Origin of the sequence: Rhodococcus sp. 05-2254-5, from assembly GCF_002258575.1 — a bacterium.
Lineage (GTDB): Bacteria > Actinomycetota > Actinomycetes > Mycobacteriales > Mycobacteriaceae > Rhodococcoides > Rhodococcoides fascians.
Window position 1 is genome coordinate 69,088 of sequence record NZ_NOZG01000031.1, and the last position, 20,858, is coordinate 89,945.

The 20,858-nt window shown below is 61.4% G+C and carries 24 protein-coding genes and 1 pseudogene; 11 read left to right on the forward strand and 14 right to left on the reverse strand.

Annotated features, from left to right (window positions below):
* Window position 1: 1 nt before the first annotated feature.
* A complete protein-coding gene (locus tag CH278_RS23665; RefSeq protein ID WP_371128951.1) occupies window positions 2-1,477 on the reverse strand; it encodes an MFS transporter in 1,476 nt (491 codons plus the stop codon).
* A 203-nt stretch (window positions 1,478-1,680) separates the two neighbouring features.
* On the opposite strand from CH278_RS23665, the gene CH278_RS23670 reads away from it, so the two are divergent.
* Window positions 1,681-2,385 carry a TetR/AcrR family transcriptional regulator gene (locus tag CH278_RS23670; protein ID WP_032364248.1) on the forward strand — a complete coding sequence of 235 codons (705 nt, stop codon included), beginning with the start codon at window positions 1,681-1,683 and terminating at the stop codon, window positions 2,383-2,385.
* Window positions 2,386-2,439: 54 nt separating this feature from the next.
* Here the strand turns inward: CH278_RS23670 and CH278_RS23675 are convergent, their stop codons facing one another.
* The 3 genes from CH278_RS23675 to msrB form a co-directional block, all read right to left on the reverse strand.
* Entirely contained in the window at window positions 2,440-2,829 is a 390-nt protein-coding gene (locus tag CH278_RS23675) for a TetR/AcrR family transcriptional regulator (protein WP_179272030.1), read from the reverse strand.
* Between the two features lie 87 nt (window positions 2,830-2,916).
* The gene (msrA, locus tag CH278_RS23680; RefSeq protein ID WP_032385464.1) at window positions 2,917-3,477 is read right to left on the reverse strand and encodes a peptide-methionine (S)-S-oxide reductase MsrA; all 561 of its coding nucleotides are present in this window, start codon (window positions 3,475-3,477) and stop codon (window positions 2,917-2,919) included.
* Window positions 3,474-3,947 (reverse strand): peptide-methionine (R)-S-oxide reductase MsrB, encoded by a 474-nt coding sequence (gene msrB / locus CH278_RS23685; protein ID WP_032385463.1) that lies wholly within the window; start codon window positions 3,945-3,947, stop codon window positions 3,474-3,476. Before msrB ends, msrA begins: the two co-directional genes overlap by 4 nt.
* Window positions 3,948-4,356: 409 nt before the next feature.
* Here msrB and CH278_RS23690 point away from each other — a divergent pair, with 409 nt between their 5' ends.
* The gene (locus tag CH278_RS23690) at window positions 4,357-4,950 is read left to right on the forward strand and encodes a molybdopterin-dependent oxidoreductase (protein ID WP_032385462.1); all 594 of its coding nucleotides are present in this window, start codon (window positions 4,357-4,359) and stop codon (window positions 4,948-4,950) included.
* Window positions 4,947-5,678 carry an FAD-binding oxidoreductase gene (locus CH278_RS23695; RefSeq protein ID WP_170949168.1) on the forward strand — a complete coding sequence of 244 codons (732 nt, stop codon included), beginning with the start codon at window positions 4,947-4,949 and terminating at the stop codon, window positions 5,676-5,678. Before CH278_RS23690 ends, CH278_RS23695 begins: the two co-directional genes overlap by 4 nt.
* Here CH278_RS23695 and CH278_RS28270 read toward each other — a convergent pair.
* Both CH278_RS28270 and CH278_RS27705 read right to left on the reverse strand, forming a co-directional pair.
* On the reverse strand, window positions 5,605-5,853 hold the full coding sequence (locus CH278_RS28270) for a hypothetical protein (RefSeq protein WP_371828738.1): 249 nt from the start codon (window positions 5,851-5,853) through the stop codon (window positions 5,605-5,607). The genes CH278_RS23695 and CH278_RS28270 overlap by 74 nt on opposite strands.
* A 27-nt stretch (window positions 5,854-5,880) precedes the next feature.
* A complete protein-coding gene (locus tag CH278_RS27705; protein WP_176460803.1) occupies window positions 5,881-6,249 on the reverse strand; it encodes a DUF1003 domain-containing protein in 369 nt (122 codons plus the stop codon).
* A 574-nt stretch (window positions 6,250-6,823) separates the two neighbouring features.
* On the opposite strand from CH278_RS27705, the gene CH278_RS23710 reads away from it, so the two are divergent.
* Complete coding sequence (locus CH278_RS23710; RefSeq protein WP_052056700.1) at window positions 6,824-7,453, forward strand: hypothetical protein; 630 nt, start codon at window positions 6,824-6,826, stop codon at window positions 7,451-7,453.
* 202 nt (window positions 7,454-7,655) lie between these two features.
* On the opposite strand, the gene CH278_RS23715 is transcribed toward CH278_RS23710, so the two are convergent.
* Window positions 7,656-8,027, reverse strand: coding sequence for a histone-like nucleoid-structuring protein Lsr2 (locus CH278_RS23715; protein ID WP_032385460.1), 372 nt, complete (start codon window positions 8,025-8,027; stop codon window positions 7,656-7,658).
* Window positions 8,028-8,225: 198 nt separating this feature from the next.
* Between CH278_RS23715 and CH278_RS23720 the strand changes: the two genes are divergently transcribed.
* The 5 genes from CH278_RS23720 (at window position 8,226) to CH278_RS23740 (ending at window position 10,974) form a co-directional block, all read left to right on the forward strand.
* Window positions 8,226-8,426, forward strand: coding sequence for a type II toxin-antitoxin system HicA family toxin (locus tag CH278_RS23720; RefSeq protein WP_008720157.1), 201 nt, complete (start codon window positions 8,226-8,228; stop codon window positions 8,424-8,426).
* Complete coding sequence (locus tag CH278_RS23725) at window positions 8,423-8,809, forward strand: hypothetical protein (RefSeq protein WP_032385459.1); 387 nt, start codon at window positions 8,423-8,425, stop codon at window positions 8,807-8,809. The genes CH278_RS23720 and CH278_RS23725 overlap by 4 nt, the downstream gene beginning before the upstream one ends.
* Before the next feature lie 71 nt (window positions 8,810-8,880).
* Window positions 8,881-9,660 carry a DUF6924 domain-containing protein gene (locus tag CH278_RS23730; RefSeq protein WP_052056699.1) on the forward strand — a complete coding sequence of 260 codons (780 nt, stop codon included), beginning with the start codon at window positions 8,881-8,883 and terminating at the stop codon, window positions 9,658-9,660.
* Window positions 9,661-9,856: 196 nt separating this feature from the next.
* On the forward strand, window positions 9,857-10,057 hold the full coding sequence (locus CH278_RS27235; RefSeq protein ID WP_094724361.1) for a hypothetical protein: 201 nt from the start codon (window positions 9,857-9,859) through the stop codon (window positions 10,055-10,057).
* Between the two features lie 65 nt (window positions 10,058-10,122).
* A complete protein-coding gene (locus tag CH278_RS23740; protein ID WP_094622985.1) occupies window positions 10,123-10,974 on the forward strand; it encodes a hypothetical protein in 852 nt (283 codons plus the stop codon).
* A 359-nt stretch (window positions 10,975-11,333) separates the two neighbouring features.
* On the opposite strand, the gene CH278_RS23745 is transcribed toward CH278_RS23740, so the two are convergent.
* The 7 genes and pseudogenes from CH278_RS23745 to CH278_RS28085 form a co-directional block, all read right to left on the reverse strand.
* Window positions 11,334-11,858: a hypothetical protein gene (locus tag CH278_RS23745; RefSeq protein ID WP_141216750.1), complete on the reverse strand. Its 525-nt coding sequence runs from the start codon at window positions 11,856-11,858 to the stop codon at window positions 11,334-11,336.
* A 133-nt stretch (window positions 11,859-11,991) separates the two neighbouring features.
* Window positions 11,992-13,101 carry a matrixin family metalloprotease gene (locus tag CH278_RS23750; RefSeq protein ID WP_094610794.1) on the reverse strand — a complete coding sequence of 370 codons (1,110 nt, stop codon included), beginning with the start codon at window positions 13,099-13,101 and terminating at the stop codon, window positions 11,992-11,994.
* Window positions 13,102-13,812: 711 nt separating this feature from the next.
* Window positions 13,813-14,247, reverse strand: a complete 435-nt coding sequence (locus CH278_RS23755) for a hypothetical protein (RefSeq protein WP_094610795.1) — start codon at window positions 14,245-14,247, stop codon at window positions 13,813-13,815.
* Window positions 14,244-15,515, reverse strand: coding sequence for a hypothetical protein (locus CH278_RS27240; RefSeq protein WP_141216749.1), 1,272 nt, complete (start codon window positions 15,513-15,515; stop codon window positions 14,244-14,246). Before CH278_RS27240 ends, CH278_RS23755 begins: the two co-directional genes overlap by 4 nt.
* 818 nt (window positions 15,516-16,333) lie before the next feature.
* A complete protein-coding gene (locus CH278_RS27245; protein WP_141216343.1) occupies window positions 16,334-17,419 on the reverse strand; it encodes a hypothetical protein in 1,086 nt (361 codons plus the stop codon).
* 731 nt (window positions 17,420-18,150) lie between these two features.
* The gene (locus tag CH278_RS28080; protein WP_230591174.1) at window positions 18,151-18,954 is read right to left on the reverse strand and encodes a hypothetical protein; all 804 of its coding nucleotides are present in this window, start codon (window positions 18,952-18,954) and stop codon (window positions 18,151-18,153) included.
* A gap of 270 nt (window positions 18,955-19,224) precedes the next feature.
* Window positions 19,225-19,635, reverse strand: a pseudogene (locus tag CH278_RS28085) (site-specific integrase); the annotation flags it as partial.
* Between the two features lie 347 nt (window positions 19,636-19,982).
* Between CH278_RS28085 and CH278_RS23780 the strand changes: the two are divergent.
* On the forward strand, window positions 19,983-20,369 hold the full coding sequence (locus CH278_RS23780) for a hypothetical protein (RefSeq protein ID WP_094622986.1): 387 nt from the start codon (window positions 19,983-19,985) through the stop codon (window positions 20,367-20,369).
* 149 nt (window positions 20,370-20,518) lie between these two features.
* Window positions 20,519-20,803 (forward strand): hypothetical protein, encoded by a 285-nt coding sequence (locus CH278_RS23785; RefSeq protein ID WP_094622987.1) that lies wholly within the window; start codon window positions 20,519-20,521, stop codon window positions 20,801-20,803.
* Window positions 20,804-20,858: the final 55 nt, after the last annotated feature.

The window sequence follows — 20,858 nt, forward strand, 5'->3', positions numbered from 1 at the left end:
TTCACCGACGTCCATCACCCGCGGTGGCTGTCGTACGGCTGCGTCTACCTGGCGCAAAGACGGCGAGGACGAGTGCCCCAGCGGCGGTCAGCGCCGCCAACGACAGTGTCGCCTGACCACTTCCGTGTACGAATGCGGCTCTGGCGAACTCGGCCAGCGGCTGACCAGCTGGTCCTGCGCGGTCGGCGACCTGTAACGCGGCGGCCAGAGAATCGGCCACCGGACCACGGGCAGGCTCGGGTAGCTGGGGCAGAGCCGGCTGAATGTGCTGAACGTAACCGGCCGCGAGCACGCTACCGGCTACCGCAATCCCAATCGCGGCACCGATTTCGCGAGCTGCGTCGTTGACCGCGGCAGCCACCCCGTGCTTGGCCTCAGGAGTGTCCGAGACGATGGCGAAAGTCGCAGGGGCGGTACACAACCCCAAACCCGCACTCATGATGAGCAAGGGCCACAGCAGGTCAGGGTAAGTCGCCGCGACGGTCAGTCTGCTCACCATCACCAGTCCCGCCGCGATGGTGAGCAGACCTACAGTGGTCATCACCCGCAGCCCAACAATGTTCGACAGCCAGGGTGCAATCACCGAGATCACGATGAGCGGCACGACCATAGGGGTCAACGCCAACGCGGCGGTGAGCGGTCCATAACCGAGAATCAACTGCAGATACTGCACCAACAGCAAGAACACCCCGAAGGTCACCAGAAATTGGATACAGACAGACAGCGCGCCGGCACCGAAACCACGGCGGGCGAACAACCGGACATCGAGTAGGGGTGCCGAGGAACGTAGTTCTACGACGACGAACACCGCAACCGCAAACAAGCCCACCGCAGTGCTGATGGCGACGAGCGAATCCGACCAGCCACGGGCCGGAACCTCGATCACAGCGAAGACGATCGCCCCGACCGCGACAACTACGGTCACCGCGCCCACCCAATCGACCGGTGGATGCTCCTGCTGGCGGGACTCCGCGATACTGCATGCCAACCCGGCCAGAACCGCTCCGGCGACGGTCAACCCGACGAACACCGAGGTCCACGACCACTGCTCGAGCAGCACACCAGCCCCGAGGATGCCCAGGACCGCCCCGGATCCAGCAACCCCGGCCCACACACCTACAGCGCGGCCGCGATGCGCCGGTGGAAATCCCGCGGTCAGTATCGACAGCGTCGAGGGCATGACCAGCGCCGCACCCGCCCCAGCCAACGCGCGAGCAGCGATCAGCCACGCCGGGTCGGCGAGAAACAAGGGCAATGCCGACGCGAAAGCGAACAACGCCAACCCCGCCACGAGCACCCCCCGGCGACCGTACCGGTCACCGATCGCACCGGCAGGCAGAACGAAGCACGCCAAAACCAACGTATAACCGTCGACTATCCAGGTCAGTTGGGCTTGCGTCGCCCCTGTCGCGACCGCGATCTGGGGCAACGCTGAATACAATGCTGCCATTGCGGCCACCACCAACGCGACTGCCATGCACGACACAATCAACATCCACCACTGGGCACCGCTCCATCGAGCGACGCTGGCAGAGTCGGATCTACGTTCGTTCAACGGCCAGCCTCCCAGTTCGAGACTGATCGTCTCGGTTCGAGACTATTAGTATCACAACTCTGCGGGTGTGACAGAATGATCAATCGAGGACATGTCTTGTCAGTCAAATGGAGCGGAGCCCGTTCATGGTCGACCCTCTCGTTGCAACCGAGGGCTCGGCCGACCCCCGGCTGGCGCGCTCACGTAACCGGTTACTCGAAGCGGCCGGTCAGCTGCTGTCCACCGGCGGTGTGGAGGCGGTCACCGTGGAGGCGGTCACCCGCATGTCGAAGGTTGCACGTGCCACTCTGTACCGACATTTCGGAAGTACCACTGACCTGCTCGCTGCAACCTTCGAGCGACTATTACCCCCAGTCGACACCGATATCGATACCGGTCCGCTACGTGAACGTCTGATTTCGTTGCTCACCACCCAAGCCGACCTCATCGACCAAGCTCCGGTGCAGATGACCACGCTGGCCTGGCTGGCAATGGGGCCCGTCAACAGCGGCGACGCCAGCCGGCGCGATCTCGATCCTGGCGCGGTGGTCTCGCTTCGGGCCCGTGTCATAGAGCAATACCGCAGGTCCCTGGATCAGATCCTGACGGCGCCTGACGCTCGCGCTGTGCTCGGCGAGATCGACACCACCTTCGCCCTCATTCAGCTCCTCGGACCGATAGTGTTCGCTCGCCTCACAGGACTGCGCCACATCCACGCCGACGACTGCATCCAAATCGTCGACAACTTTCTCGCCGCCCATGCCGCAAGTGTCCGATCGAGCACTTCGCGCGACAACAGCCGTCCATGGCCGGCCGCGGCGCTAGACCCGCAGCTCACCGACGGCCAGTAAAACTTGATGGGAAATTTCACCATCAATGCGCTATCCAGTCAGGGATCGCAGCGCTCACTGGATAAGGCCGGACGTGTGCTCGAGAACTCGGAGTTGCACTGCAGTGCACTTCTGACATCGTGCAGCCGTCTTCTGAAACTGACAGTCACGCCACAGTTCGAGTCCGCGAAATGACTCGATCCTCTCGAGACGACGGCGCTGTTGTGACAGCACTGCGTCGGCGCGGACCTCGACGACTGCCAACACAAGTGCGCGCTTTCCGGCGAAGTGCTGGTAGAGCTGTGACTTCGAGGTTTCGCTCGCGGCCCGGACGTCGGCCAGGGTCGTGGAAGCAACACCGCGCTCGTACATCAACTGATCGGCCGCATCGACGATTCGTGCCTTCGTTGCGGCACCGCGCGTGGTCAAGCGGCGCGGGCGAGAGCCGCTAACGCTGTCGGTCATCTCCCCAGGCTAACTACACCGGTGTCGAGATCAGGGCTTCGCGGCCGGGCCGGGCCGAAAGATGGCCCGCGCCCGACCGGACGACCGCTACGCTCCCGCGCCCGACGAACTCCGATCAGGCAGCACCCAACCATCGCGGGGGAAGTGGCAGGTGTAGCCGTTCGGATATTTCTGCAGGTAATCCTGATGCTCGGGCTCAGCCTCCCAGAAAGGGCCGATCGGCTCGATCGTGGTGACCGCCTTACCTGGCCACAAACCCGACGCGTCCACATCGGCGATCGTGTCGCGGGCGATCCGCTCCTGTTCCGGTGTGACGGGGAAGATCGCGGACCGGTAGCTGGTGCCGCGGTCGCCTCGCTGTCGGTTCAGCGTGGTGGGATCGTGGATCTGGAAGAAGAGCGCCAGGATGTCGCGATAGGTCGTCTCTGAGGGGGCGAACACGATCTCGATGGCTTCGGCGTGGCCCGGGTGGTTGCGATACGTCGGATGCTCGTTATGTCCGCCGGTGTATCCGACGCGGGTCCCGAGTACCCCGGGATGACGGCGGATCAGGTCCTGCATCCCCCAGAAGCACCCGCCGGCCAGGACGGCCGTTTCCGCTGTCGCGCCGCTCGTGATCGTCTCGGTGTTGTTGATCTCGTTGGTCATGAGGCCGCTCCGTTCGAGGAATTTTGGTCGGTGTCGAACAACGTGGCGAAGTCGCCGTACCCTTCTTCGACCAGCCTGGAAGCGGGTACGAAGCGCATTGCGGCCGAGTTCATGCAGTACCTCTGGCCGCCGGGTTTCGGTCCGTCAGGGAACACGTGCCCGAGGTGGCTGTCGGCACCTGCCGAGCGCACCTCTGTGCGGCTCATCCCGTATGTCCGATCCACCTCGGTCGTAACGGCGGCGGCGTCGATGGGGGCGGTGAAACTGGGCCATCCTGTGCCGCTGTCGTATTTGGCGGTGGACGAGAACAGCGGCTGACCCGAGACGATGTCGACGTAGATGCCCGGTTCGTGGTGGTCCCAGTACTCGTTGCGGAACGCCGGCTCGGTCCCGCCCTGCTGCGTCACCCGAAGTTGCATGTCGTTGAGGCGGCTGACCGACTCAGGAGTCTTGCGGTAGTCGTTCGTCATCACGTGGGCTCCTCCTTGCGAATGGCGCGGCGGCCGCGCCATCGTATCGTTTAACGGACCTATGGGTCCAGATATTCCTGGCTATCTGCCGTAAGCTCCAGGCTGGATCGAAAGTGAGAAACCCGTTGGAAAAGCAATATTCGCCGCGAAAGTCCTAGGTTTTCCGATATATTCCAGTCACAAAACTGGACCCCAAAGTCCATATTTGGGTACTTAAACAGGAAGGGGACCGTGAGCTGCGCGAGGACCCGCGCCGAGGGCGTTCGCCGAGGAGCTCAACCGTTCCCCGACACGGCTGTCGGAGCACGACTCCAGACTTCCGGTCCAACTCGACGCTCGGTGATATGAAACAGTTTTCGGTTCCGTTCGCGTAGGCCGCGGTAGTGAATGCCCGAGGAAAGGTGCAGTCGTGGGAGTTATCAACAGTGGTTTCGGAAATCAGCGAAGGTCCACCGACGCTCGACTGCCCCCCGGGCAGACCCTCGCCCACGACTGGCCGGTGCTCTCGATAGAACCGACGCCGGCAATCGACGAGAGCCAATGGAGCTTTACGATCACGACCGAGGACAAAGTCGCACACCGGTGGAACTGGCATGAGCTGCAGAAGGTGGGCGTCGAGAACATCGTCACCGATATTCACTGCGTCACTCACTGGACCAAGCTGGACATGGCCTGGCGGGGTGTTTCGTTGGACCTGTTGTTCGACGATGTCGAGACCAGCTGCGACTACGTGATGGTTCATAGCTCCGGCGGTTACACCACGAACCTGCCGCTCGAAGATCTCCTCGATGGGCAGGCCTGGATAGCCACCGAGGCGGAAGGAGAACCACTCACACCCGAACATGGCGGTCCGGCCCGACTCCTGGTGCCCCACCTCTACTTCTGGAAGAGCGCGAAGTGGGTTCTCGGAATGGAGATGTTGCCCTCGGACGAACCGGGGTTCTGGGAACAGAACGGCTACCACCTTCGGGGCGACCCATGGCGGGAAGAGCGCTACTCGTGACAACCTCGAGCGGCGTCCAGTGGCATCTCGGGCGGGTGATCAGTCGGCGTTTCGAGAATCCATCGGCCGTGCGCCTCGAATTGGATGTGCCGACGTGGCCCGGTAACGACGCCGGAGCTCATGTGGATGTCCGGCTCACGGCACCGGACGGATACCAGGCGTCTCGGTCCTACTCTCTTGCGTCCTCGGGTGAGTCAACTCGCGTGGTTCTGATGGTCCAGGAACTGCCCACGGGCGAGGTGTCACCGTTTCTCGTACGTCACCTCGCGGAGGGTGAGGATGTCGAGGTGCAAGGACCTCTCGGACGCTTTTTCGTCTGGTCCCGCTCCGATACCGACCGCTCTCCTATCCAGCTCATCGCGGGCGGATCCGGAGTCGTGCCGTTGTTCGCGATTGCGTCCGCACGCGAACGCGAGGCGGACAGCTCCGACTGTCGGTTGTTGTACTCGGTCCGCAGTCCGCGAGACGAGATGTTCGCCGACGAGCTCGTAGGGTTGACACGAACTACCGTCGACATCGTGCACACCCGACAGTCCGCACCTGGATTCCAGGAGGGCGGGCGGTTGACCCGGAATACGATCGCCGAGCGGACGTTCGCCGCATCACGGTCTCCGCGCGTATTCGTTTGCGGGCCATCGCCGTTCGTGGAAGCCGTCACCGGGTGGCTTGTCGACCTCGGCCACGATGCAGCGCGGATCCGTACCGAACGATTCGGCGGCAGTTCGTGACTCGAGTCGATGCAAACAGGCACGTCGCCGGGTCGTCGGTATCGGCCTCCTGCCTCAGTTCACCGGAGCGCTGCATTCGCTGCAGACCGTCGGAGAAGTGGCGCTGCCACGCGTCGAAGCCGTCGGCCAGATCCTGCCGGGCCGTCTCCGGAGGGACCGGCGGCTCGTTGGCCATTGATCCGGAAGGGCAACTGTCCGTCTCCTATTTGCAGTCATCACCTTCACAAGTGCGTTCAGGCTCGACCGAAGCATGTAAGGCTCGATCTCGTTCCCATTGTTCGAGGGCGGTGGTGACCGCGGAACCGATCGAGTGCAGGTCGGCCTCGGTGTTCTGTGAAATCACGAAGGTCTCGATGTCTCGCGCGCGGTCACGATCGGACTCGCGGCGTTGAGAAAGCAGGATCAGCGGTCCTTGCAAGGCAGCAATGATCGCCAGAACCGTTCCCAGATAGTCGAGCATGGCTGACGACTCCGGATCGAAGATCGGCCGGATGGCGTTGATCACGAACCACGCAAAGATGGACAGCAACATGATCAGCAGGAAGGGCCAGGATCCGGCGACGCCGGCCACCCACGCCGCAGCCTTGTCTCCGGGGCTGGACCGCGACTCCCTGAACATGCTGAGTTGGTGCCCGCAGTGCGGACACGCGAACATCTCTCGGCCGACGGCATGACCGGAGTGCCCGGACATCTCGTGGCCGTGAATACCGGCAGTCTCAGCGGGGGTGACGGTTTCCGGTGACCGTCGGCCTGTTTCCTCTGGCCGCTCATCGCTCATCGTTGCAGTCCTTCCGGTGCGCTCTCGTCCGCAGTGAACGACTCTTCGACTGCCTGCACGCGGAAGCTACTGTGCCAGCTTTTTGTGGACCGTCAAGTCCAAATTCTGTTATGTTCGGCTTCGTGGCACCAAGTTTCTGTACTGTCTGCATCGCCTCGAAGATCTGCGGGCCGGAAGCCGGTAGGTCACTGCGCGGCGGCGTAACCTCATGACATTGCCCAGCGACCCTTGCCCGCGATCGCACGGTTGCCGCACTGAGCCGGGCAGGAAGCTGGCCTTCGATTCGACCTGTTAGGACGACATGAAGAACCCGGCTACGCCACCTTTTCCTGAGCCTCGACCAGTTGCGGATAGGGGCCCCGACGCCTTGAACGCCCAGATCCTCGGCGTCGAGCACTGGAGCCTTCTCGCCGCTCGGGGGGCACTCTGGCAGGAAATCTTCAGTCGCACGGGAACGTTCCTGGCGATTGTCTCGGCATCCGTCGTTGCCCTTTCGTTGATGGTCCAGGCAACTGGATTCGGGCAGAATTTCAGAGTCATTGCCTCGCTCGTTCTACCGCTGGTTTTGTTAGTTGGGTTGTCGACGTACACGAGGTTGCTAGAAGCTGACCTCGAAGATCTTTGGTTAGTCATTGGTATGAACCGTCTGCGGCACGCGTACCTAGATCTGTTGCCTGGCCTCGAGCCGTACTTCGTCACCGGGTATCACGATGATTGGGCCAGTCTCCTCCAGACATACGGTTTCGGACGGCGCATCGGAGTCCTTCATCTGTTCGGCGGATCCGCCGTCATCGTCGGAGTCGTGAACTCCATGATCAGTGGCGTGATTGCAGTGGTGATTGCGACCATTTGTGGTGCCGCGGATTGGCTGCAGATCGTCACCGGTGTCATGGTCGCCGTCTTTGTTGCGTTTATTCTCATCTCGACATTTGTGAAGAGGCTGCGCCGATTCCGGCGGGAGTTTGTTCCCAGGTTCCCCAAGCCCGCGGCTGACTGATCGGTGAACTTCACCTCGTTTCGTCTGCTGGCATTCAAGCGGGGGTCTGCAGGAGCGGGGCCCGCAAATGACGGCGTATCCGTAGTTGCGAAGGAAGGAAGGCTCGAACATGACAACGCTCGGTGGTGTGCAAGTACAGCCTGTCGATCGACGGTCAGGCCGGATACACCGTCGAGTTCGCGCGGTGATCCTGAAGTAATGATCAGTGTGCAGCGTTGAATGCGTCTTCGATAGCAGCGGGAATGCGGCCGCGATCGCTGATCTCGTAACCGTTGTCTGCGGCCCACTGCCGGACAGCTCTGGTCTGAGCCGGATTACGTGTGGCCCCGCTGTTCGAGGGTGCAGCAGATGGAGCCGTGGAGGTGGGGGAGTGCCGACGCTTACGCCCGCCGACGCGGGTCGCGTGCTCGATGTAGTAGCCGATCTTGCGGTGAAACTCGCTGGCGTTCTTTGCCTTCAGGTCTACGAGGTAGTCGACGCCGTTGACGGAGAATTCGATTGTCTCGCCTGATTCGTCGTCGATGACCGAGCCGTCGATATCGTCGACCAATTGGGTGAATATTTTTTTCGCCACGGTTCTATGCGGCCTCTCTCGAATGGAAACACATTGCTGTCGACTGCCACTCTAACCAGACCGAACCCGCAGGCAGATGCACCAGATGAGGAAATGCGTAATAGGCACTTCCTCCCGTGTCGACCACGCCACCGCTACTCGACCTTATTTCGTCTAGTCGACTTGACTAGAAAATGTCCAATCGACTAGACTAAAGTCATGGTTACCGAGCAGCCCACGCGGAAAGTGGTCAAGGCCCTCAAAGCGGCCGGGTTCACCTCGGTCCGCACGGTCGGATCGCACAGCACGTGGGTCTCGGCCGACGGCGCAGTCAAAGTGACTGTGCCCGATGGGCACCGGACGATCTCGCCCGGTGTCTACCGCAAGATCCTCGCAGCCATGAAGGAGGCACAGCAGTGAGCAAAACTTACACGGTGTCGGTGACCCGAGACGGCAAGTGGTGGATGATCGCCGTCCCCGAACTCGACGCCCTCACTCAAGCCCGTCGCATCGACGATGTCCACACCGCAGCGAAAGAACTCATCGCCCTCGAAACCGGAGTCGCCCTCGCCGATGTCGAGATCGAGCAGCACATCCAGCTCGAACCCGGGGGAGAGGATCTCGCGGTCCACATCGCCGAGATCGCGACACAGCGAGCACGTCTGGCCGAGGACGAAGCCCGCGTCAAAGCCAGCACCGAGGCCTTCGCGAAGAAGCTCGCCACCGCTCAGGTACCCGTCCGAGATATCGGATCGCTTCTCGGCGTGACATTTCAGCGAGCCAGCCAACTCGTCAACAATTGACCTGAGCATCGAATGTTCGGTCCCTCGCAACTGCATCGGTTTCACGGTTGTGAACGACTAGAGTCGGTGCCATGCCAACTCTGCCAGAGGGCCAATCCCTGCTCATCCGTACGTACTTCGGCGATGACGGTGCCTGGGCGCAGGTTGCGCGAGATGCCCAGGCGTCGCACGTGCAAGACAGTGGTTATGAGGCTCAAGCCTTTCTGACGACGGTCGACGACCCGGAGTTTGCCGACATGTCGGTGTCACGCATTGTCGGCTTGGTGGAATCTCCGCCGCCGGACTATCTCTTCGTAGTCGACCAGCGGGCATGTGACGAGCCGGAACATCCAGTGCTCGTTGTGGATACAAGTGCCGATCCGGACGATGAGGCAGCTACTTTTCGGGTTGTACCGAGCAGGCTTGCGGTAATCGAGAACAACTTGTCTATCGCAAATCTGAGCTTCGACGACCTCCGTTCCGGCGCGGACCTGGATGGGGTGTACCGCGGTGCCGGAGCAGTGCAAACTATAGAAAAGCCGCAGGTCCGAAGCGAGGATTTGATCGCCGCAGCAGACAACGCAGACGACTCGCCGACGGTCCAGCAACTGCGAGAGGATCTGAGAAAAAGGTCAGTACCGGTTTGGCCGGCGATGGTCGTCACCGATCTGCGGGACAGGTACGACGCGATTGCAGGAGGGACCTACAACTCGGAACTGACCATCGGATACGACGAGACCCTTCAGGTTCTTGCTCGGGGCGGCTCGGGGTTGGGAATCCACTTCGCGCTCGTCGACAGCTACTGGTCCATCTACCTGGACTCGGACAGTCTGAGCTTGCTGGCCGCCATGAAAGTGATCTATCCGTCGTGACCGCCGCCCGCACGGGATTTTATGAGCGGCCATAAAGACACCAGGGGCGCGCCGGTCCCTGAATCTAGCCAGGGACCGGCTCGCCACGGCGAGCAGGATCAGGAAATGGTGAACTCGCGCGCCTCCGTTACGACGGCTCTGACGACCTGATCTACGACACGGGAACCGCGCCCGGCGCTGCTGCGTCGAACTAGACATGGACCCAGACGAACGCGCCGCCATCATCGACGAGGGCTACGACCCCGACGACCCGGCCGTGCGCGCGGACCTCGATCACGTCAGGCGTCTGCTCGCCGAACATCGCCACCTGACGGCCGACCCCGAACTCTCCCTCGACCACCTCGCGAACGCCGCTAGGGTTCGCGAACCAGGGCCAGCTTCGGGCACACGCAGGTAGTTCGACATCGAACGTATGTTCGCATAGATTGAGGGCACTGATCCGTTCGGCGAAAGGTCGCACTCATGGCCGGTATCGCCGACACGATCCCCGACCTGACCAACCTGGACAAGGCTGCACAGCTCGCCGCTCTTCGCCGCAGCATGGCCGCGATCCCCGGACGCCGCGACCACGCACCAGTCGACTCCGACGACTCGCCCGCATTCGCCCCCTCGCAGCCGAACGCGCAGGCCGCCGCGACCGACGGCGATGAGCGGGCCCTGAGCGGCCCCGTGCGCTCACGAACCCTCAAAACCCTGCCGGTGCCCATGCCGCTGTCGGAACTGCTGCCACGCGGCGCGCTGGCCCGTGGAACGGCCCTGTCGATCACCGGTGCCGGATCGATTCTCGTCGGACTCGTCGCCACCGCCACCGCGGCCGGCCACCACGTCGCCCTGATCGGTCAACCCAAGTTCGGGCTCCTCGCCGTCCACGAACACGGCGGGGACTTGTCGAAGATCGCCCTGATCGACCCCGGTCAAGCAGACCCTCTCGACGCCGCCAATATCTGCATCGATGGGATCGATCTGGTCATCAGCACCGTCCACGGTCGCGACGTACCACCGACCCGCGCACGTGCCCTGCTGGCCCGAAACCGCACTCACGCAGGGGTATTCGCGATCACGGACGGTCGAATGCCTGGTCTCGATCTGACGATTTTCTCTCGGCCGGTCGGCTACGGCGGCATCGAGCAAGGCAGGGGCCGCATCGGCTCGATCACACTCGAGACCACCGTCCACGGACGCGGAATCACCCAGCGCACAGGCCGCTACACCCTCACCGCACCGATGTTCGGCGAACACGGCTTGCGCTGGGCCCCCGCGGTCACCGACGCAGTCGCCGAACATGGGCCGCACCGATTGGCGGTCGCACAATGACCCCCGACCTGTACGAGAACTGGCCCGTGAGCTTCGATCCCCCCACGCGCCGCATCGTCGATCCACCTCGGAGAGTCCTGGTCAACATATTGTAGACGGGGTTTGCCTCTGACCACTGTGCATCCGATTAGTCTCCCGCTGTTTCGGGCCATCACCAACGAGGTTCGATACCTGCCCGAATCAGGCTCGGACCATGAGCTGCCGCTGTAGCGGAGCCAACGCGGATGAGGATTTGGCCCGTCGACAGCCAAGACAGGCTAAAACGTCAGTGCAGTTCGGGAATAAGGCATACACCCCCGAACTGCACTGGTGGGACGTGAAGATCAGCTTCCGGTCCAGTCGACTGAAGTCACACACACCTACCTTGGTGGCACTGGCGGTTCGGAGCTGACGGGCTCCGATTCGCGGTTCGGATCGAACGGAATCTCGTTGTCGATGGCATCTCGCATTGTTGCGACCGGCGCTGGCTCATCGGTTGATCGCCGCGCAGTTCCATCGCTGACGGCAGCAACTTCCTCTGCTGACAACGTCACTTTGCCCGCGCGTGGAGCGACCGTGTACCAGTTTTCGGACGGCAAGAAGCCAGCCGACATAAGGTATGTTGCTCCCGGCTCGATCAGTGGGTCATCGTCCAGTAAGTACAACGTACCGTCGGTGCCATACCCGCCTTGCTGATTGACGAGTATTTGGCCCGCGACGTCACCCTTTAGGGTCTGAAGCACCTCAACAGAAAACTGCGTCTCGGGAAACGGCCCAACTGCCTTCGTACCGACTTGCTCAATCACTGTTCCGACGAAGACCGCGTCGGCCCAACCGGCAAGCTGCTGAGGGTCTGTCACATCGAAAGCCGAGTCCATTTCCACTGCTTGTGTGCGCGTAGTCACGCTGGCAGTCGCGCCAGCATCTCCAGGTTGCGTGCCTGCCGAAGTGCTGCAGCCAACTAATACAATGCAGGCGAATAAGCTCGCAACGCCCACCCTGCCGTACTTTGATCCTAAACTTCTGACCTTCATCATGTCATCCCCAGAGTTGACGGTAGGCGGCTTGATCCATGAACTGCGGCGCAAAAACCGATGAGTTTGAAATCGGATCCATCAGCTGACTTTTGCAGTTGTGCGCCAAACCGAGCGCATGACCCATCTCGTGTGTCATAACGTTCCGTTGATTACTGGCGTTACCGAGCTTCGCTGTATTCATTTGAATAGTGTCCACCCCAAAGTCGGTGTTGCTGTATAGCCCGGCCCATGTGACGTCCGGACGGTTGGCGTCGGAAATTTCCACATTAGTGAGCGTCGGGTTCACAGGGTCATAGGGGGTAACCTGGACGCTCCCAAGTGCATTCCAAGCAGTGGATGCCTGCGAAATTGCGGTCGTGTATTGGGAAGATGACTGATAGGTGAGTTTGGAGAAGAGGACCGAGCTGTAGCCCAATGTCGGCGGCTTGCGTCCTGACGTCAGATACTGGCCGTTCTGGAAGTTCTGTCCGGAAGCGCCATATGACTCGTAACCATCATTGGACGTTGTTCCATCTTGACACAGGTACTCATCACTGCTCGGGAAGCCCAAGGGTCCAAGCTCGTAATTCTGCGCAGCCCACTGATCGCGAATGTTCCCCCAGGTGGCATAGGCGGATGTGGCTCCGAACTTGTATGTAATCGCGCCGCCCTGGAAGTTGTTGTATCGCCCGCCCGAAGCAGGGCTCTCACGTGTGACCGGGTAGCCGAGTCGTCCACGTTCGTCGCTTCGCTTCTCGTATTGATACGGGCCGTTGACATACGTTCTGTACTGACGCGATGGCAAATTGAGCCACTTGTTCATGATCAAGCCGCCGATTTGACGACCTTTATTTGGGTCGACATTTGGCGACCAGTAAATGCGATTCGTGAACCCGAATTCCTGCCACCGCCCCTCGTTGCTGTTTCCTGCCCAGAGCTCGCCACTGGTGGGTTCTCCGATACTCGAGGTGCCGCCTTGGCCGTATTGGTTAGCGCCCGAAAGGAAATCGATAAATTCGCGTTCGATGGAGCCGAGGACCCACTGGTTGTTGCGAAATTGATCGGCGTTCGCAACGCCAGGTGTAGAAACTAGCAATGCAAGGGATGTAATTAACGCACCGATAAGTGACATTCTTCGAGCGACAATTTAGTTTCGCGTCCGATGCTGCCTGAAGCGGACATTGATCAATGGGCTTGGATCGCCAATATGCGACTTGAGAGGTAACCTGCTCGGTTTCATGGAGCTCCCACAGTGAAGGGCATCAAGGACGAACCGAACAGTACGGTCAGTTTGCCCACCGTTGGAGAGGCACGCGAACACGAGTTTGGTCACAATTCGGTCACCGTGACCGCCGCCAACTCGACGGCGGCTAGACTTCGAACGCATGAGCAATACAGGTTCTCGGTGGCTACGGCCAGCTGTCCTGCTGGTTCTAGTCGGCGTCTTGCTCGTTGGTGTTGCTTTTGGGGCGACCAGCCAGATTGGGCTCGGTCGCTCGGCCTCAGAGATTTGCGAGAATGCTTATCCGGGGGCTGTCGACGTCGAGTCCAGTCGTCCCCTTCTACCGCTGGTCGTCGTGCGTTGCGCTGCACAGGATTTTGACACGCGTGTGGAGACTCATGAATTTGACCCGCTGTCAACGCTTGTCCTCATGGCTGGGATCGCAAGCATTGTCGTTGGTGTATCTGCCGTCCGACGTCAAAAGCTGAACGAGTCATCTCAAAAAGGACAGCGGTGAACATACTCGGTGGTCTGGTCTGATTCGCTGTGTGAGAACTCGAATCAATTCTGGTCAGAGGATACTTCCTCCCCGACGCCAGTATCTTGCAGCTTTATCGAGGCTTAGCGGTCCTGCCGGCCACACGCGCCCACGACAGCGTCCGCGGAGTTCGAGCGTGACTGCAGGGAGATCACCCCTGACGTTGTTTCCAGTTCTTTCCGTAGGGCGTGGTTGTCGAGTGTTAGCCGCTGGATGACGGCCAGTGCGAGGGTGAGGTCTTGAGTCAGCGCCGCGTTGTCTCGTTGCACGCGCTTGTTGGAGGCAAGGAGTTCGGTCCGGTCGTCATGCCGTGTGGCGACGGGAGCTGCGACGGAAGCGGCTCTGAGTTCGGCAGCGATAGCGGGGTAGTGCCGCCAGAAGGTTGCGTTGGACAGACCCAGTCGACGGGCAAGGCCGATGACAGTGGCGCGGCCGCCGGCCGATGCTGCGTCTTCGAGGTGCTCTGTCATCACTCGACGGACGTCCTGCTCGCTCGGGAGGTCGATGCGTTTACTCATCGGATTGAGTTCGGATCGTGTCGGTCGACGAACTGATTTATCTGCTCACTCCGTTGCCGTAGTCGATGCTGCAGCAACGGAGGCAGCGACGGTGTTCGTTCGAGCTCGCGCTCGATATCGGAGCTCTCCGAACGCAACTCGTCGAGGTTGCCTGAGGTGAGCGCGACGTTGCGGCATTCGAGCGGTCGACAATCACCGAGCGTCGGCGCGTTCTGGCCCGAAAGGTTCTGTGCGCGTGTGCACAGTGCCTTGTCCGGATCGTAGACGCAGGTGGCGTATCGGCCTGGATAGATTGCTGGGTCGAATCGGCGTATCAAGCGGTCGTGCCGACGCCGGTCGGTGACGACCTGTCCTTGGTATCGGATATTCGACTCGAGCTCGCTCAGACGTCGGCGGGCTTCGTCGGCGGCGGGTCCAACGAGATCGGTGTGTTCATGGGTATCGATCATTGCCATCAGACCCTCCCCTCGGGCAAGGGCCACCTCTGACTCGACTTCGGCGCGGAAACCGCTATCCGATGTGCCGGCGTAGCCCTCGAACATCTGGACAGCTTGGTGGCGATATTGAATTGCTCCGGCAATGGATCCGCCGGGTTGGCGTGCGATGAACCAGGCGAGCGTTCGTCTGAACTGGCGGGTTGTCAGCCGCCAGGTTTGGGCATTCACAGCCGGTATGTTCTCTGCGAGACCATGTGCGCGACAATAGCCGTCGATCCAGGACACCAGATTGTTGATGTGGTCGTTCGTGGTCTTGGTCAAATTGACGTGGGCGGCGGTTTTGCCGATCCGCACTGCGGTGCCATGAGTTGAGGGTGCGAACAGCCGGGTTTCGTTACCGGGTTGGAGGAGTTCGAGGACCGCCACGGCGCGGGCGGCCGGAGCGCCGACAACCCAGGTCACTTGCACTCCGGTGGGGTCGCGTTCACCTTTGAACGCGAGGCTGGTCATCATCCACCGGTAGGGCCTGCCGTGAGGGTCACGTTTGACGCTGATGCAGCCCCGCTGCAGATGCTTGATCTCGCTGTCACGCATGCCGGACAGGAACGCAATAATGACGTAGCAGGCTGCGCTCAGCGCCGACAGCAGGTGCAAGATCCCGGCTTGACGATCACGTCGATTGAACAGGATGCGGTCGATCCAGGGGGACCCGTTGATCCGTCCGTTGATCACCACGTCACACGAGACGTCGTTGTCGACCCCGACCAGTCGAGCTGTGTCTTCGATGAGGTGGCGGTAGGTCCGCAAGGTCGTGCGATCGCATCCAAGCATGCGGGACAGGTGGCGAATGCTCGGTTGTCCGTTATGCCCCGGTAGTGGGCGGTCCGCGGCACGGTATTCAGCTATGAGTTGGTCCAGCTCCTCCTTGACCCATCGTCTCGTCTTGGGCGGAATTGACCCTTGTCCCAATCGAACTCGTCGCCACTCGCGGTCTGCCGCGAGAATGTCCGATGCAAACTCATCGACGAATCGCAGACTCCATGTGAGTAGGGGTCCGAGCACCGCCTCCGGAATTCTGGCGGTCGCGTTGTCTGGTCCGCTCCTGTCGCCGGACTCGCTCCAACCATCGATGTGGTACGGGTCGAAAGTCAGCTGATCGGTAACCATGAGTCCGCGGTAGCGATAGAGCGACCGAACCGAACTGCGATAGCGATCACGAACCGTGAGAGTGGGTTGCGTCGCGAGCAAATGCATTTGGTACGCAATCAAATCGGAAGGTTGCAACTCCGATAGCAGCGGCTGGCGCAGGTTGGGTCGCGAGGCGAGCCAGGAGAAGAAGTGGCGTAGCGTGGGCAACATCGAGGCAATCGTTGCTACCTTCGGTAAGCCGCGTCCTCTGGCGGGTGCAGGCCCGCCCAGTAGCCCGATGAAAAGTTCTTTGGCCACGGTGCGATAGACAGATGGCACGGATGTGAAGTCGAGGATCAGAGCAACATGATGTTGCTGAAAGAAAGCTGGACTGAGATCCCAGACGTCGTCTACGAATCGGGAAGCTCGGCTGAGTTCTGTCTCCGGGCGCACCGGCCGCCCGTTCAATACGCATCGTTCGTCGAACGGATGCGACGTCGACGGTTGAGGGTGGGCGTTGGTCATGTTTGCTCCCATGGTGATTCGACGAGATCGAGAAGTGCATCGGTGGGTTTGATCTCCGTTGCCGCCAGGATCTCGGACCGATTGAACTTCGAGAGAACGTCATGGCGGATGGCCGCCCACGTCGGTCCGTATCGGACCCACCAATCGGCCTCCGACAGCTGATCGCGGCGGGCCGCCAGCGCATCGAGCAATCCGAGCAGTCCAGGAAGGTGATCCGGTGTGACCACGCAGTTTCCGCAGTGAAAGCAGTCGAGAAACGATGCGCGACAGCTTCTCCCGGTGGCGGGATGGTGTTCGTGATCCCGGCACGCTGACCAGGCGGTATCGGCTGCGTCTGCATGCGTCGACGGGGTTTCACCATCGGGATCGGTGGTGGAGCGTTCCGGCTGCACGTTCAGTGTGCCTCCGGCAACGTGCAGCGCTCGTCTGTGTGCTGCCAGAGCGCTCGATTCGGCGTCGCTGACGGCAGCCGCGACAACGGTGTGTGCCCATTCCTGTGTTGTCGGGTCTCCGCGTAGATAGTTCCGGAACAGAACCGGGATGGTGTTGCTCCGGGCAGCGGACGGGAGGTGACCGCCGATCTGTTTGGTACGGCGCACGTCTGCCGTGGTCTTGATCCGGTTGCCGGTGACCGCAAGCGGAGCCGGGGGCGTTCCGTCGACGACGTCAGCGTGGAGGCAATGCCGGGTGCGCCATCCGGCAAGGTTGATTGCTGTTGCGGTCAGTTCGCGAGCGAATGGGTCGAAATGTTCTTCGATACCGCGAAGGCCGGTGTTGTGGCCGCTACGCCAGATCGACCAAACGGATGCGCTGCCAGAAGTGTTCCTGCTGCGAGTGGTCAGTTCGTGTAGCAGTAGGTAGAGACCGCCGGGATAGTGCAGTTCGCGACCCGGTGGCCCGATCTCCCACGTCGCGGTCTCGAACCATCGGTGATTGCCGCGGCGGCGTTTGATGACACGAACTTCGACGGCGCGTGTCTCCAGGATTCTGTGTTCCCAGGGGAGCTCTTTGATGGTTTCGATATTGCGGCCGGTCAGCGCCACCATCAACACGAGCATCGGCGCGAGGTCCCGGATCGTCATATAGAGCCGGCTCGCAAGCTCCAGTCTGACAACGTGCGCGCTGAAGCTCCGGCTCGGGGGTACGACTCCTGATTCCGCAATCGCGACGAGCTCTTTGTCGCCCTCCAAGCCTTCCCGTTCACCCGTTTGTCCTATTGCAGCTTCCGAGAGTCGAATCCGATCGCGCAATGCGGTGATGTCAGACCGAGCGGCTGAGAGAATACGATCGAACTCTCCGTCCGAGTAGCCAGGTTGGCCAATCCGGGTCTGCCCGATCTGGCGGCAGGTGTAGTCGATCACTGATGAATTCACCGTATCGACCAGCGGTGGCAACGTCAGGAACTGTCCGAAAAGTGCGATGCCTCGCCAGGCGTAGACGTCCTTCTGCGTTACTCTGCGCTGGTTGTAGACAGATTGGAGGTGGGCGGTCTCCAGCAACGGTGGTCCGGTCGGCGGATCCCGCAGTTCCGAGAGGGATCGCAGCATGGATCGCACCCTCGTAACCAGTCCCTTCGCTGAGCTGAGCGTTCTGCTGCGTCCTGTCGGCCCGAGGGCAAGGGACAGAGCCTCCGCAACTGCCGTGTGCCAACCGGGCAGCGCCATCTTCGCGACGTCCACCAGCAGAGTCCGGCCGTCTTCACCATAGAATCGGACCGTAAGGCCGGAGGCGATGGCGTGTTCGCCTTCGGTCGGTGTGTACAGGCCAGATGGGAGCATCGCGCGGCGCCCGGTCCCGGTACTGCCGCGACCGCTCACTGCGTTTTGTTCTCAGTGGCGACGTCGAAGACATCGAGTGGAGTGTCGCGGGGATCTTCCCATGTGTTGGGCACCAACATCATTCGCGTTTCCATTTCCAATTCCGACAGCGCGTGTAAGTAGATCTGTGTTGTCACCACGGAGCGGTGCCCGAGCCGACGTCGCACCCAGTCCAGAGGGTCACCGAAGATCTGTGTCCATTGCCCTCGCTGTTCGGCAGTCATCTCAGTCATCGCGCTGATATGTCCGCGCTGAAGCTGTTCCAGAGTCACCACCGCGAACGTGTGCCGCAGGAGGTGAGCATGTGCAGACAGAGGAACTCCTGCTCGACGACACCGTGTGTTGGCGACTGCGAACATGTCTTTCCAGGTCGAGACCGCCATGGGGGTGCCGAACTCCGACAGCCAGAACGCGGCCGGCGTCAAACCATCGGGCCCGTCGATGAGCAAACGGCGGCGCTCGTCGGCATCGAGGTTGGAAACTTTCACGGTCGATCTCAGACCGGACCGAGTCTGCACGACGACCGGCGAATGCGGATCAGGGATCACGAGCGGGCGGCGAACCTGTTCGTACCGTCCGCAGGCGCGTGCGCGGTCGACGACCTCCGCGCGATCGAGTGTCACGTACCCGATCAGGTCGGCGATCACGGATTCAGGAACGTAGACCCGGCGGGCCGAACGACCTTTGGAGATGGCCGTCGGCAACCAAAAACGTTGATAGCCCCCCAGACTGCGAGCTGCGGGCACATCGAATACCGTCAGCGCCGCTTGCTCGGACAACCGCATCCCGGTGCGCACCATCAAGTCGCAGAATGACGCGTTGCGCGCCGCCCAGCGACCGCGAAACCCGGTGTCGTGGACACCGTCGGCGCGATATCCGCGAATCCCGACATCGCGCCACAAACGGTAGGACTGGGGTGGGAGCCACTCGATACGATCCGTCGCGGCATCGTGCGAGTAGGTTGCCGGTGTTGTGGTCGAAGAGTCATGACGGACGAAGCCCGCGCCGAACGGTGTTGGCTGTCGAACTCTGTGCGGCACAGGGTTTGTCAATATGTGGCCCGCGCGGACCTGCCATTGGTAGAACTTGTCGACTGCGGCAACCTCTCGGTCCCATGTCGCACCTTGTATGTGCGGCCCTTGGGGGTCGATCCTGCGCCAGCGCCAGTACGCCAGATGGTCAGCCTCGTTGACGTCGCGCCAACGAGTTCTGTCTCGTGAGACAGCAACGAAGTTCAAAAACGCGGCTAGATCGCGGGCGTAGCCCACCTGGGTGTTGCGCGCCTTCGTCTGCATATCGACTGATCTGAAGAAGGCATTTAGTTCGACGTCGTACTCGAATACCGGGTCGATGAGGAACGGCGTGCCGGCCACCAACTCTGGCCGCGCGAACCCAGGCCACTCCAAATTTGTGTCCGGAACCGCTGGCCGCGGCACCAACTCGTGTGGAGTGATACAAACACGCCAACCAGGTTTCGGCATGGTGGGCAACAGTACGTGGACATCTGTCCATCCGTGCACAAAACATAGCGCTCACCGTGGCAGGCTCGTCCGGAGGATCCTTCCGCGACGGGACGCCTCTCAAGGTCCGCTCGGAGGGACTCGCGATGGATACAAAATCGCCCGGACTGCTTCATGCGTGGGCGAAAACCGCTCGTGGACAGTGGATTTGCTGTCTGAGCTTCGATATACCGATCGGCAACGGCAAGGGATTCCTTCGCCTCCATCAACAGTGGTGCCCCGCCGAAGCCGCAACCCCAGTCAGCTGAAGCACGCTCTAATTGTCAAGATATGTTGACGGACAGAATACGTCAAGATATCTTGACGTTATGGAATCGGAGAAGGTCCTCACCCCGACCGAGCTGACCGAACTCTACGTCCAATACAAGGACGCTCTCGTCGACGTCGACCTAGCCGAGATGGTCCACGAGCAGGGGCGCAAGGACGCCGGGACGTGGACCGTGAACGCCCAACGCCGCATGGACGACGCGGTCTCCGATGTCGACGCACTCGAGATCAACGCCTTCCTCGCCTCGACGATGATTGCCGACCGCTACGCCATCATCGGACGCCTCCGGACCCAGGAGCGGCCTGTCCCATGGTCGAAGATCGGCGAGATCCTCGGCATGAGCAAGCAAGCCGCCCAGCAGTGGTACGACACCTACAACCTGCGCCCCCGTATCGAGAACCCCACCCGCCGCACCGACCCGGCGTGAGCCGCAGGCTCGATCATCCTGCGCTGTAGGCGAATCGAGTGGGTATGGTGCCGCCGTTCGACGCCCGCAACGAGACCGCTCGGATTCGCACAGGAATCGAAAACCGTTGCAGGACTTGACAATACAGCGTGACGCTGTAAGGTTGGGGCATGGGAGAAACCGAGCAGAACCTCACGGCAGTCACCTCCGAATACGGCGACGAACGCCCCGAACGCGGCCTGGGAGTGTCCATCCGACGGGGCGGCATCGAGGTCGAATACATCGACGCGCCCGGCATCGAGAAGCACGCACCGATGGACTGGACCCCGGACACGGCGCAGGTCCTGCTCGCCCGTCGCGGATACGCGGTCACCGGGCGATGGGTCGACATCAGCGACCCCTGTGCAGAAGATCCGATCTGGGAACTACCCGTCGTGAAGACCGCCGACCGCTGACCCTCGCTCGACCCTCCACCTGCGAACGGGCACCGGGCAGCTGATATCTGCCCGG